This window comes from Aurantiacibacter marinus (assembly GCF_001021555.1).
In the GTDB taxonomy this organism is placed as follows: Bacteria; Pseudomonadota; Alphaproteobacteria; order Sphingomonadales; family Sphingomonadaceae; genus Alteraurantiacibacter; species Alteraurantiacibacter marinus.
On the sequence record NZ_LDCP01000001.1, the window covers coordinates 1,214,876 to 1,227,613 of the forward strand.

The window sequence follows — 12,738 nt, forward strand, 5'->3', positions numbered from 1 at the left end:
GCGCCACCAGCGAGAATGGGTTGGGACGGGTGTAGGTTAGCTTTAGCTGTCTTTAACCGACCTCTGCTCAACTCGCTGCGAAATCGCCGCAACCAGCTGTTGGAATTGCTCGCTGTCCCGCAAGTTGAGATCGCGCTGGGGGAAGGGAATTTCCACGTTATTGTCCTGAAACAGATACCAAAGATTGGTCAGCACTTCGGATCGGATATTGCCAACGCCCATTTCCGGATCGGTGATCCAGCAGTGGATGACGAAATTGACGCTGCTGTCGCCATATTCGCTCATCCAAACAGTTGGGGCGGGGCTTTTCAAGATGCGTTTGCAGCTTCTCGCCGCCTCCAGCATGAATTCCTGCGCCTGCTTCATGTCGGCGCCATAACTGACCCCGACAGGCACCTGGATGCGCACCTTGCGGCTGGAGTATGACCAGTTTTCCACCTGATTGATCATCAGGTTTTCGTTGGGAATAAGATATTCGCGCTCATCACGGGTGGTAATGGAAACAGCACGAATGCCGATTTTGCGAATTTGCCCGAAAACCTCGTTGCCTGCCTGATCGGCGATATTGATCACATCGCCGGGCTTGATCGATTTGTCCATCAGCAGGATGATGCCCGCGATCAGGTTACCGAATGTCTTCTGCAAGCCAAAACCGATGGCCAGACCGAACGCGCCTGAGAAGACTGCCAGAGCAGTCAGGTCGATGCCGAGAATGTCGATACCGATCAGCAGCGCTACGGCCCATAAAGCTACGGTGATCAGCTTTTCAGCAAGCAGGCGCTGTGAAACATCCAGTTTCGTAGCGCGCTTCAGGCCTGACTTGGCAAGGGAGGTACTGATCCGCGCAAACAGGAACACGCCCACGATGACCATGACGACGGTGAGCACTGTCCAGACAGAGAACCGCGTATCGGCAATGGTAAAGCCCCATGCATCAAGCTGTTCGATAATCCCGCCAACGGTGGGCGCAGAATCAGCAACAGCGTCTTTCAGCGCTTCCGCACCCGCAATCGCTTCGTCGGCAGCGCTCGCTTGGGGCGTTGCTTCGACAACCGGTGTAACTATTTCGTTCGTGCCTTCTGATGCAGGCGTGACCGATCCATCAGTGAGGGCGCCAGCGCCAGCACCAGCGTCTGCTTCGGTGCCAGTGGTATCGGGCGGGGTTACGGCAGTCGCGCTCATCAGATCTCCATCGCGGCAAACCCGCGTATCAGGTCATTCATCAAGTCGTCTGCATCCTCTAGCCCGATGGCAAGCCGCACGCCAAGCCCGCATCCTGTATCGATGCTTCCGGGCCATGCCCTGAAGTCGCGCACGCGGCCGGGATCTACAGGAATAGCAAGGCTTTCATACCCGCCCCAACTGTATCCGATGCCGAAAAGGTCGAGCGCATCAATAAAGCGCGCGCGCGATTGCTTGTCGGCGTCACGGAATATGAAAGAGAACAGCCCGCAGCCTCCGGTAAAATCGCGCTCCCAAAGGCCGAACCCGGGCGCACCGGGCAGCATCGGACAAAGCACGGCAGAAACTTCCGGGCGGGCTTCCAGCCAGCTGGCAATTGTAATCGCGCTTGCCGTGGTCCGCTCCAGCCGGATGCCCATCGTGCGCAGGCCGCGCAGTGCCAGCGCCGCATCATCAGGCGATACGACTTGTCCCATATATTGCGAATGTTGCCTTATTCGGTCGATTAGCGGCGCGGCCGCTGATGCGCAGCCCATCATCAGGTCGGAATGGCCGCCAACGTGTTTGGTCAGGCTCATGATGCTGATATCGCAGCCACGCTCCAGCGCAGGGAAGCCAAGCGCGGATGCCCAGGTGTTGTCGACAATGGAAATGACGCCGCGATCCCGAGCTATGTCGGTCAGGGCAGGGATGTCGCAGACTTCCATCGTCAGGCTGCCAGGACTTTCCAGCATGATCGCTTTGGTCTGATCTGAGATCATCGCCGCCAGGGCTTTTGGATCCAGCGGATCGAATGCACGTGCTGTTATGCCGAAGCGTTCCAGCATACCCAGCGCGATGCCGCGCGTCGGTTCGTAGGAATTGTCGGAGAACAGCAATTCGTCGCCTGGCTGGAGGATAGCCATCAGCGTGCAGGCGATGGCGGCAACGCCGCTTGGAAACAATTCAGTCCCGTCTGCCCCGGGTTCGAGCCCGGTCAGCGCATCGGCAAGCGCCCATTGGGTAGGCCCGCCGCGCCGCCCGTAATAGAAATGTCCATCGGCATTAGGCCTGCCCTTGGCGAGATCGGCAGTATCTTCATACAAATGGGTGCTTCCGCGCCAGACGGGCGGGTTGACCACCCCGCCTTTCTGCCCGGGTGCGCTGGTCCATTGTTTGCGCCGACCGGCTTCCACCAGACGGGTTGCGGGGCCATATTTGCTGGCATGGTCTTTGCCGCTCATGCAGGTTCTCCGGTCGCCACAGGCAAGGCGGGGTCGGCGCCCCATTCGCTCCAGCTGCCATCATACAACGCGCCCTCCTTGCCAATCAGATGGAGTGCGAACAGCAGCACCGATGCGGTTATTCCGCTGCCGCAAGAGGCGACAATTGCCCGGTCAAGATCAACGCCGGCTGATTCAAACGCGGCGCGTATTCCGTCAGCATCCTTGAACGTACCATCCGGGTTCAGAACATAGCCGAACGGCAAATTGCGCGATCCGGGGATGTGACCTGTTGCTGTTCCTGCGCGAATATCGGGCGCGTCGCCGCAAAACCGGGCAGCGTCACGCGCGTCGACAACCTGTTCCGACTTGGTGTCGATGTTGGAAAGCACACCCTGTTTGTATCGTAGCGAGCTTGTCTCTGTGCCTCCGGCAGAAGCAAACGGGCGCGGGTGGTAAGGAATTTCGCCTGTCTCGATCGGCCTGTCTTCGGCGCGCCATTTTTCCAGTCCGCCATCCAACACCATCGCCTTCACGCCGTACATCCGCAGCAAGAACCACGCCCTTGCCGCAGTTCGCATGGGGCTGTTGTCATACAGCGCGATGCGTGCGTTCTCAGGAAGGCCCAAAGCGGACATATGGGCGTCAAATTGTGCGCGGGTTGGCGGGGCAGATGGAACCGGATCGTCCGGATCTGTCAGCGCTTTCAAATCAAGAAATCGCGCACCGGGAATATGACCTTGCGCATATTCGTGCGACGGATCACGCTGCGCGGCAGGCAAGTGCGCCGATGCATCCAGTACCACCAGGCCAGTGGCACCCAGATTATCTTCGAGCCATTGCGTTGTGACGAGTGATTGCATGATCCAGGGGATAGCCGCTGCGTACACTCAGGTAAATCGGCCAGTGATCCGCGGTCACATTACCGCCCTTGCGGAAAGCCGCGTGTGGATTTGCATATCACCGCTTAATTGCAGCGCGCGAAGCCTTTCTTCTCCGGCGGCTGGCGGTTGGCCAATCACGAATGCCTGCCGGATGGGGGCAATTCCCGCCCCGATGCAGCGCAGCCGCGCCAGCGGCAGGATCATCTGGTCCGGCGAATTGCCCACCGGCATTATTGCATGACGCGGCAATTGCCATTCGCCCACCACGCTTTCCCGCGCACCTGGATCAAGCTGGGAGATCTTGTGCAATCGCGCATCTGCCATGTCCGGCCCGCCCAACTGTTCCGCACTAGCCAGGCTGCTGTGGGCGCTGACCATGTCGCTCCACACCCGCAGCGCCACGATATGACTGGCTCCGCCGTTCGTCAGATTAAGGCGCCAGTTCAGCAACACGCGCGTCGGCCCGATTGATACGCGGATTGGAAAAAGTTCCAGCGCCAAAGCATGCTCATGGCTGGCGTCAACCGCATTCACGGCATCTTCTGGCTGTTGGTCCTGCTCATCCATGTCTCGCCGAATAGGCTGCGAAGCCAATTCTGCCTAGCATATGTCTCTCCGGCACTTGTGCGCAGGCACGCTTCGCGCCATTTGTGCAAACCATGAACGATACGCAAAACACGAAATTACAGCAGGGCCAGCCGCAATTCCTTGGCCAGCAGACACCATTACCAGCTTCCCCGGAAGAAGCGGTGCTGGATTATGTCCCCAATCCGCGAGCAGGCGCGCTGTATCTGGTACGCTTCGCAGCGCCGGAATTCACCAGCCTGTGCCCAGTGACCGGTGCGCCTGATTTTGCCCATCTGGTCATCGATTATGCGCCCGGTGAGACGATTGTCGAATCCAAGAGCCTCAAGCTGTTCCTTGGTGCGTTTCGCAACCACAATGGCTTTCATGAAGATGTGACAGTTGGCATCGGTCAGCGGTTGTTTGCAGAAATGCAGCCCCGATGGCTGCGGATCGGCGGGTATTGGTATCCGCGCGGCGGCATTCCCATTGACGTCTTTTGGCAAAGTGGCGCGCCCCCGGCTGGTCTGTGGCTGCCCGACCAGGGCGTTGCTCCCTATCGCGGGCGCGGTTGACCAGAAAGCTGGCCAAGCTTCTGGTTAAAGGCCGAGGCTTGCCTGCACGATTGCGTTTCGATTAGAGGCGGGCAACACTTCTTCCGGCAAGCTTTTTTGCCGCATTACCTATCACGCAAAGGATACATCGATGCACATCGTGATGATCGGCACCGGCTATGTCGGGCTAGTTTCGGGGGCCTGCTTCGCCGATTTTGGCCATGATGTAATCTGCGTGGACAAGGACCAGTCCAAGATCGATGCTCTCCTCAACGGAGAAATCCCGATTTTCGAGCCAGGGCTTGATGAACTGGTCGCCAAAAATGTCGAAGCCGGACGGCTTTCCTTCACGCTTGATCTTGCAGAAGCTCTGCCAACTGCAAATGCCGTGTTTATTGCAGTCGGCACACCTTCCCGTCGCGGCGACGGCCATGCAGACCTTTCCTATGTCTATGCCGCCGCACGCGAAATGGCACCATTGCTTCCCAAAGGTGTAGTCGTGGTCGATAAATCCACCGTGCCAGTAGGGACGGGAGACGAGGTGGAGCGCATCATCCGCGAAGAAGCGCCGGACCTGGAATTCTCCGTTGCCTCCAATCCCGAATTCCTGCGCGAAGGCGCTGCAATTGATGATTTCAAACGACCCGACCGTGTCGTGATCGGCGTGAACGACGAGCATGCAGAGCGGGTACTGGAAGAGATTTATCGCCCGCTCACACGCAACGAAAGTCCGCTCATCACCATGAGCCGCCGGGGCGCGGAACTGACCAAATATGCCGCCAACGCCTTCCTCGCTACCAAGATCAGCTTCATCAATGAAATCGCTGATTTATGCGAAAAAGTTGGCACCGACGTGGGTGATGTCGCCAAGGGAATCGGGCTTGATAGCCGGATCGGCAACCGTTTCTTGATGCCGGGCCCGGGCTATGGCGGATCATGTTTCCCCAAGGACACGCTGGCGCTGCTGAAAACCGGCCAGGATTATGAATCGCCCCTGCGCATTGTGGAAAGCGTGGTCGCCAGCAATGATCAGCGCAAACGGTCCATGGGCCGCAAGGTCGTTAGTGCGATGGGCGGCGGGGAACAGCACGGCAAAACCGTTGCTGTCCTGGGCCTGACCTTCAAGGCGAATACGGACGATATGCGCGATAGCCCGGCAATCAGCGTGGTGCAAGCTTTGCAGGATGCAGGGATAAAGGTGAAGGCCTACGACCCCGAGGGGATGGATCAGGCCGCCAAGGTGCTGAACAACGTAATCTATTGCGATGGCCCATACGAAGCGCTGGACGGAGCGGATGCGGCAGTGATTGTGACCGAATGGGATGCTTTCCGCGCGCTCGATCTGCAACGAATGAAGAGCTTGCTGAAATCTCCGCTACTCGTTGATTTGCGGAACCTTTATTCGCGCCGCGATGTCGAGGAGCACGGTTTCACTTACATCGCCGTGGGGCGTTGATCCGTTTCATGCAAAACCGTGCCCAGGACGGTTTTCTCTAGCGGAAACTGGTGCCGGCTGAAGGATTCGAACCCTCGGCCTGATGATTACAAATCAACTGCTCTACCAACTGAGCTAAGCCGGCTACCGTTTTGTCCCATCGCCACGATGGCGTTCGGGAATCAAGAAGGCGCGCCTCTATCGCCAAATTGCCTGACTTGTCCAGCATCGTTTTCGCGCGGCGCATCCGTACCTACTTTTTGACACGCCAGTCTTTGCGATATGTGGACTCTTCGCCGTATTTGCGCGCGTTGGCAGCTTTCTGATCGGCGAGCTCTTCTTTGGTGGAGATCCGTACGGCGTTTGCCTTGATCAACGTATCACGCCGGATCGGGATGAGCTGAATAATCGGCGATCCGGCCGGAAGCACGAATTCGCCTGGACCACCGGTCCAGATAAACGGAAAGTTGATGGTAGTGGCGAACCTGTCGCAATCAACCAGGCCGGAAAAGCAATAGAATGGCAGCTCGGGCCGATTGGTGAGAGACTGGAACAGTACGGAGTATCCGTCTGGCACCCTGATCCGCCACGGATTGACGAATTTGAGCGGCATGGTCCCTGCAAACGGCGGTTGTGGAGCGCCAAGCTGCGCGGGATGATGCTGTTCAAGCGGCTGGAAAGCCACGTTTTCAGGCCAGCCCATCGCAATATTCATGCCATCATCTGGCACTCGCAATTGCACATCATACGGCAGCGGTATGACGAAGCCGAGCGAGAACGCGTCGGTCATTGGCAAGCACGCCTTTGCAGTGAGGCCGGGCAGGCCATGGGCATCGGGCATTCCCATTTCGCGTTCGAGCTTGCGGAACCATTCGGGAGCGAAGCGGATTGCGCGCTCCGGCGGCGGGATTGTGCCTTCAAGGCCGGGATCGCATAGAAATTCTATGCGTGGCTCGCCATCGCCATCACCATGGTTATCGCCATTGCCAGCTGCTGCCTGCCACGCTGGAGGTGCAACGCCAGACAGACCGAAACTGATCGAAAAATCGCTCACACCGTCATGATGCGTCAGGGCACCCCGAAGGTCCAGCCTTCAGTTTGCGCAATCCGGCGGTTCATTCCCTCAGGTGCCCAAAGTGCAATGTTTCCTGCCACCTTGCGCAGCCACGCAGCCGTCATCAGCGCATCGGAGGAATGGTCATCCATTGGCCCGGTGCCACCAATCGGGGCGCTGCCGAGGTTGATGAGCGCTATGTCCAGTTCCTCGCGGAAGCGCACTTTGCTGCGCGAGGCGCTCCGCCCCGCCGCCATGGCGGCGAGGGCAGTATAGATTTCTACAATGACCGAACCCTCGCGCGGCAGGGGATCTACCGGCCATACGGGAATAGAGCCATCAAGCGCATGGAGGACCCGCATACCTGTCAGGCTGGATTTGCCAACCTGCGCCGCGCCGACGAGGTTGAAATTGGAATAGGGCTTGCAACCAACGGCTTCCTGCGCCCGCTCCGTAATCCTGAAACGCCCGCGGCCACCTGCTTCCCCTTGGGGCGCGAACAACTCTCCCTCTCGCCCGCCATGGCGGCGGAAATAGGCGCTGGCGACCGGATGGTCGACAAAACTGGAGGCGGACAGATGATCATCGCCTTCGCACACTGCGTCGATCATTCTCCACAGCGACCGTGCGTCGGCAGGGCTGCGGTCCCAGCCAGGGAAATACGCGCCTGCATCGGCAAAGGGCAGGGCAATTCCCAGATCAAGGCCAACGAGCGAATTGGCGGGAAGTTTATCGCGCAAAACTGCCAGTACTTCACTGCGCGCCCAACCGCGTTTTCGCTCCACCAGCACAGGAGGTCCGCCATCGGCATGGGCGATCGCCATGGTAATCGCCTTGTGCCGCGCCCCTTGTGCACCCGACCAATCAACGGCGACAAACCATTCGAAGTCGCGAAAACCCGTCAGGAGCAGCGCCCTTCCATGATTTCCCACGCATTGTCCTTATCCGCGAAGTAAATGCGCCGGGCAGTGCCGCGCGGATCGGCTGGAGATACCCTGAAAGGATCCAGAGCCATCTGCATGCAATCCTCGCCCCGCCAACCAACGAAGGACCATTGCCCGAAGTTATCGGCAATAATCTGCGGTAGTGTGCCCTGTTCATCCGCCACCTGGGCGCTGAGCAGATCGAACCCGTGCGGTTTGACTTGCCAGACAGCAAAGCCTTCCAATCCGCCCCATCCCGCGCCGGAGACTTGCAGGCTGGCCATACGATTTGCGCTGGGGGAGAAATGCGGGCGCGCGCCTACGTCCATGATGCTGCCATCGCCCTGGCGATCGACGATCTTGTAGCCAAAGCCTTCATACCCCCACCATTGCCAGCCAAGAAAACGCTCGCCTGAGAACCATTCCATCTCGGTAATCTCGCCGGTCTTGGTATTGTCGACGCAGACCGTGCTGCCGCCAAGCGTCGAAACGGCGATGTATGAAACATCTGTCGCGGCCGCGTGATGAAAGCCGTCTGGTACAGGGATTGCCTCGGGTGGGCCGAATTCTTCCGGGTCCATCGGCTCAATCCGGAGCGATTGGCAGGCCGCGAGATCGGGCGGAGCGACTGCGGGTTGCGACAGTGACATTGCGGGCCGTTGGATCTGGCATGCGGTCAGAACCAGAAAGCTTGCAAGTGCGGTCAAGCCTCTCAAGATCTTTCGTCCCGCAGCTTCGCCCAATAATCCAGGCGTTCTTGCACCTTGCGTTCAAAACCCCGCTGGACGGGTTGGTAAAATTCCTGCCGCGGCATGCCCTCTGGCCAATAATTGTCGCCGGAAAATCCTTCATCCGCATCGTGGTCGTAGGTGTACCCTTTGCCGTACCCCACGTCTTTCATCAGCTTGGTCGGCGCATTCACGATGTTCATTGGCGGCATCAGGCTGCCAGTTTCCCTGGCGCTGCGGAAAGCTGCTTTCTGCGCCTTGTAAACCGCGTTCGATTTGGGTGCGGTGGCAAGATAGATGCAGGCCTGAACCAGTGCCAGTTCGCCTTCAGGACTGCCGAGGAACTGGTAAGCATCCTTTGCCGCCATGCACTGCGTCAGCGCGGCAGGGTCGGCCATGCCGATATCTTCCACCGCCATACGTACCAGTCGCCGGGCAAGGAACAGCGGTTCCTCCCCCGCCACAAGCATGCGCGCCATGTAATACAAGGAGGCTTGAGGGTCGGACCCGCGCACTGCCTTGTGCAGGGCTGAAATGAGGTTGTAGTGCCCCTCCCGGTCCTTGTCATAAACGGCCACGCGGCGTTGCAGGAATTGGCCCAGGGCCGCGGGATCAAGGGGGCTTTCGATCTTCGCATTGTAAAGCGTTTCGGCCTGATTGAGCAGAAAGCGCCCGTCGCCGTCGGCGCTGGCGATCAAGGCGTCTTTTGCTTGCGGAGTAAGAGGCAGGGGGCCTTCCAGTTCCTCTGCCCGGTCAAGCAATTTGCCCAAGGCCTCCGCATCAAGGCGGTGCAGGATCAGGACCTGCGCACGGCTGAGCAATGCTGCGTTGAGCTCGAAGCTGGGATTTTCCGTCGTCGCGCCGACCAGCGTTACTACGCCGCGTTCTACGAATGGTAGAAAACCGTCCTGTTGTGCGCGGTTGAACCGGTGGATCTCGTCCACGAACAGCAATGTGCGCTGACCAGCTTTCTTGGCTGTTTCAGCAGCGGCAAAAGCCTTCTTCAGATCAGCCACGCCGCTGAATACTGCGCTGACAGCCTGATACCGCATGCCTACTGCATCCGCGAGCAATCGAGCGATGCTGGTCTTGCCGGTGCCCGGAGGTCCCCACAGGATCGTGCTGGACAGGCGCCCGGCTGTCACCATTCGGCCGATTGCGCCTTCCGGACCGGTCAGATGTTCCTGCCCGATAATCTCGGCGAGCACAGCGGGTCGCAGGCGATCGGCCAGTGGCGCATCAGCGGAACTCTCATCTGCCGAAGGCTGGGGCGGGTCATCGTTGAATAGGTCGGCCATGTGCGTGCCTTTTAACGTGCTCGAAAAATTTTGCACGAACCCTTGTTGCGATAGATCTAAGATATATCTTAGTGGTGGGACAAGTCAGGAGCTTATCATGGTCAAGAAGACTGAAAAGAACGCGAAACCGCGCAAACCCTCGAAGCCGCCCAAGCCGCCCAAGCCAGCGACACGTCGCCGCACCGCCAAGGCGCAAGAGGAAGTGATCGAGCCGGAAGAGATGGAAGCGGTCGATGGTGATGCGGATCACGGCCACGACAATGATGATATCGAGATAGAGGTAGAGATCGGAAATGGCTCGCGCCGCAGAAGCCGCAGCTATCGCCGCGAATTCGACGGCCAGAATTTGTTCGGCTCCGACGGCGTATTCGGACCCGACGGTCCGTTCGGCGCAAGCGGGCCGTTCGGGGCAGGCGGGCCGTTCGGTTCCCAAGGCCTGTTCGGTCCTGGCGGATTGTTCGGGCAGGGCGGCAAACGTGGCGGCCACCGCAGTCGGCGCCGCGGCCAAGGCGGACCAATGCAGAAACGGGAGCGCATGTTCGGGCCCGGAGAATTGCGGCTGGTCCTGCTGGCCATGCTCGCCGAGGAGCCGCGCCACGGTTATGAGCTGATCAAGGCGCTCGAAGAAATGACCGAGGGTGCCTATTCGCCAAGTCCAGGCATCATTTACCCGACGCTGCAACTGCTTAATGATGAAGGCGTCATTGCCGCGCAGGAAAGCGAAGACGCACGCAAGCTGTATCAGGCCACCGAAGCAGGTCTTGCCGAATTGGCAGACCGCGCAGACGATCTTGAAGGGCTGTGGAACCGGCTTGGCCGCAAGGCAGAGCGGGCCCGTCCGACGGCATCGGCCGACCTGTTCCGTTCGCTTGGCAATCTGGCGACGGTCATCACCAACCGTGCTTCAAAGAACGGGATGAATTCTGTCGATAAGGACAAGGTCATCGATCTGATCGACGAACTCGCCCGCCGGATCGAGCGGCTGTAGCTGCGCGATTTTGCAAGCTGCGTGAGCCATGATAAACCTTCCCCGGGGCGTTTCCCGGGGGAGGGTATCATGAACACGCAAACATCATCGACGCCGTGGCATCTTTGGGCCGTCGGTCTGGTTACGCTGCTGTGGCATGCGGGCGGGGCTTTCGATTACGCGATGACCCAGACGCGCAACATGGATTACCTGCAAATGGCAGCCGATGAGGCCGATGTGCCGCTGGCGGTCATACTGGAATACTTCACCGACTGGCCGGTTTGGGCCGACGCCGCATGGGCATTTGGCGTATGGGGTGCGGTTGCAGGATCACTGCTGTTGCTGCTGCGAAGCCGCTTTGCGCTTCCTGCATTCTATGTCTCGATTGCGGGGCTTGCGCTGACGACGGTGCACACCCTTACATCGGACTTGCCGGATGCTCTCAATACGCCATCGATGTGGGGCTTCAGCGCCATTGTTGTAATCGTACTTCTGGCGGTGATTTATTACAGCAAGCGGATGATCGCAGCCGGGGTGCTACGCTAGGGTCCCGACTTTCGCTCCGCCCCGTTCGGACACCAATCGCAGATAGGCATCGGCAACAGCGGAATTGATCGCATCCCATGCGTATTCGCGGCTGCGCGCTTCGCCTGCGCGGCCATGCGCTTCCCGCAGGCCGATATCGCGAACATAGGCTTCGACCGCGTCGGCAAAGCCTGGTGCGTCGCCTGGCGTGACCAATCGGCCGGTCGCATTGTCCAGCACCAGGCTTGTTGAACCCGTGGCGCGCGCTGCAACCACCGGAATACCGCAGGCCATGGCTTCCAGCGTCACATTTCCGAATGTCTCGGTGACGGACGGATTGAGCAGCATATCCATGCTCGCGACCGCGCGGCCGAGATCTTGTCCGCCTTGAAAGCCGACGAACACCGCATTGGGGCAATGCTGCGCGAAGAATGGTTTGGCCGGCCCTTCTCCCACCACCAGCACGCGGTGCGCGACGCCGCGTCCGCGCAGTTCCTCCACCGTTTCAGCAAAGACATCGAGGCCCTTTTCCAGCACCAGACGCCCGAGAAAGCCCACAGCCACCTCGTCATCGCCGATCCCGTGGCTGCGCCGCCATTCCAGATCGCGCTGGCCGGAATGGAAAATCTCCCGGTCCACCCCGCGCGCCCAGATGGTGATGTCATCCCCCATACCCTGTTCGCGCAAAACCTCCGCCATGCTCTGCGAAGGGGCGACCAGCGCATCGGCGCGGTTGTAGAACCGGCGCAGAATCGCCACCGCCACAGGCTCAAGAAAAGCCATCTTGTAATAACGTGGGTAGGTTTCGAACCGTGTGTGCACGCTGGATAGGATCGGCAATCCCCGTTCCCGCGCCCAGCGAACCGCAGCATGGCCGGTCGGATCGGGGGAGGAGACGTGGATAACGTTGGGCGCAAAAGCCGCCAGATCGGCCTTCACAGCGGCGTTGAAGCCCAAAGGCACACGGTATTCACCGCGCCCGGGGATCGGCACATTGGGCACACCGACCAGATCACCAGCAGGCGGAAAGGCGGGATTGTCCACCTTGGGCGAATAAACCCGCACCTGTGCGCCCTGACGCAGCAGATACTCGGTCAAACGGTTCAAAGCCTGGTTCGCGCCATCACGAACATAATTGTAGTTGCCGCTGAACAGCGCAACGCGAAGGTCGGTCACATCCATTGCGCAATCCCTTAGGGGAGTGGCGCGCGGTTGGCGAGAGGTTGCAGGCACCAGAACCTTGCGAAGTTTCCCTGTACCGCGTTTGCGGGTGGGCTGAGCGCTGTGATGCCAGGCGGGACGGCGCAAGAGGAGGAGGGGCGGGACAAATGAAAGTGCCGGGTTCCCCCTCACATAATCACCATGCTCGCCAAAGTCGTGCGGATAGGTGAGGATACAAACGCGACTGCGGATGCGATGAAG

Annotated in this window: 13 protein-coding genes and 1 tRNA gene; 4 read left to right on the forward strand and 10 right to left on the reverse strand. The window is 59.4% G+C overall.

Annotated elements, in window-relative coordinates; genetic code table 11:
- Nucleotides 1-42: 42 nt before the first annotated feature.
- From AB731_RS05800 to AB731_RS05815, 4 genes are read right to left on the reverse strand one after another with little or no spacing between them, the layout of a single operon-like run.
- Nucleotides 43-1,182: a mechanosensitive ion channel family protein gene (locus AB731_RS05800; protein ID WP_082126356.1), complete on the reverse strand. Its 1,140-nt coding sequence runs from the start codon at nucleotides 1,180-1,182 to the stop codon at nucleotides 43-45.
- Nucleotides 1,182-2,405: a cystathionine beta-lyase gene (gene metC, locus AB731_RS05805; RefSeq protein ID WP_047092057.1), complete on the reverse strand. Its 1,224-nt coding sequence runs from the start codon at nucleotides 2,403-2,405 to the stop codon at nucleotides 1,182-1,184. The genes AB731_RS05800 and metC overlap by 1 nt, the downstream gene beginning before the upstream one ends.
- Nucleotides 2,402-3,247, reverse strand: coding sequence for a sulfurtransferase (locus tag AB731_RS05810; protein ID WP_047092056.1), 846 nt, complete (start codon nucleotides 3,245-3,247; stop codon nucleotides 2,402-2,404). Before AB731_RS05810 ends, metC begins: the two co-directional genes overlap by 4 nt.
- Before the next feature lie 54 nt (nucleotides 3,248-3,301).
- On the reverse strand, nucleotides 3,302-3,835 hold the full coding sequence (locus AB731_RS05815; RefSeq protein WP_047092055.1) for a hypothetical protein: 534 nt from the start codon (nucleotides 3,833-3,835) through the stop codon (nucleotides 3,302-3,304).
- A gap of 92 nt (nucleotides 3,836-3,927) precedes the next feature.
- Between AB731_RS05815 and queF the strand changes: the two genes are divergently transcribed.
- Nucleotides 3,928-4,407 (forward strand): preQ(1) synthase, encoded by a 480-nt coding sequence (gene queF, locus AB731_RS05820; protein WP_047092054.1) that lies wholly within the window; start codon nucleotides 3,928-3,930, stop codon nucleotides 4,405-4,407.
- Nucleotides 4,408-4,537: 130 nt separating this feature from the next.
- Complete coding sequence (locus tag AB731_RS05825; protein WP_047092053.1) at nucleotides 4,538-5,842, forward strand: UDP-glucose dehydrogenase family protein; 1,305 nt, start codon at nucleotides 4,538-4,540, stop codon at nucleotides 5,840-5,842.
- A 48-nt stretch (nucleotides 5,843-5,890) separates the two neighbouring features.
- Here the strand turns inward: AB731_RS05825 and AB731_RS05830 are convergent.
- The 5 genes from AB731_RS05830 to AB731_RS05850 form a co-directional block, all read right to left on the reverse strand.
- Nucleotides 5,891-5,966, reverse strand: a tRNA-Thr gene (locus AB731_RS05830).
- 108 nt (nucleotides 5,967-6,074) lie between these two features.
- Nucleotides 6,075-6,875 (reverse strand): hypothetical protein, encoded by an 801-nt coding sequence (locus AB731_RS05835; RefSeq protein ID WP_052768806.1) that lies wholly within the window; start codon nucleotides 6,873-6,875, stop codon nucleotides 6,075-6,077.
- A 14-nt stretch (nucleotides 6,876-6,889) separates the two neighbouring features.
- On the reverse strand, nucleotides 6,890-7,807 hold the full coding sequence (locus AB731_RS05840; RefSeq protein WP_407921634.1) for a hypothetical protein: 918 nt from the start codon (nucleotides 7,805-7,807) through the stop codon (nucleotides 6,890-6,892).
- Nucleotides 7,777-8,448, reverse strand: coding sequence for a hypothetical protein (locus tag AB731_RS05845; RefSeq protein WP_156167374.1), 672 nt, complete (start codon nucleotides 8,446-8,448; stop codon nucleotides 7,777-7,779). The genes AB731_RS05840 and AB731_RS05845 overlap by 31 nt, the downstream gene beginning before the upstream one ends.
- Nucleotides 8,449-8,510: 62 nt before the next feature.
- Entirely contained in the window at nucleotides 8,511-9,824 is a 1,314-nt protein-coding gene (locus tag AB731_RS05850; RefSeq protein WP_047092051.1) for a replication-associated recombination protein A, read from the reverse strand.
- A 97-nt stretch (nucleotides 9,825-9,921) separates the two neighbouring features.
- Here AB731_RS05850 and AB731_RS05855 point away from each other — a divergent pair, with 97 nt between their 5' ends.
- Both AB731_RS05855 and AB731_RS05860 read left to right on the forward strand, forming a co-directional pair.
- Entirely contained in the window at nucleotides 9,922-10,812 is an 891-nt protein-coding gene (locus AB731_RS05855; RefSeq protein ID WP_052768805.1) for a PadR family transcriptional regulator, read from the forward strand.
- Between the two features lie 69 nt (nucleotides 10,813-10,881).
- Nucleotides 10,882-11,337, forward strand: a complete 456-nt coding sequence (locus AB731_RS05860) for a hypothetical protein (protein WP_047092050.1) — start codon at nucleotides 10,882-10,884, stop codon at nucleotides 11,335-11,337.
- On the opposite strand, the gene AB731_RS05865 is transcribed toward AB731_RS05860, so the two are convergent.
- A complete protein-coding gene (locus AB731_RS05865; RefSeq protein ID WP_047092049.1) occupies nucleotides 11,329-12,498 on the reverse strand; it encodes a glycosyltransferase family 4 protein in 1,170 nt (389 codons plus the stop codon). The genes AB731_RS05860 and AB731_RS05865 overlap by 9 nt on opposite strands.
- Nucleotides 12,499-12,738 lie beyond the last annotated feature (240 nt).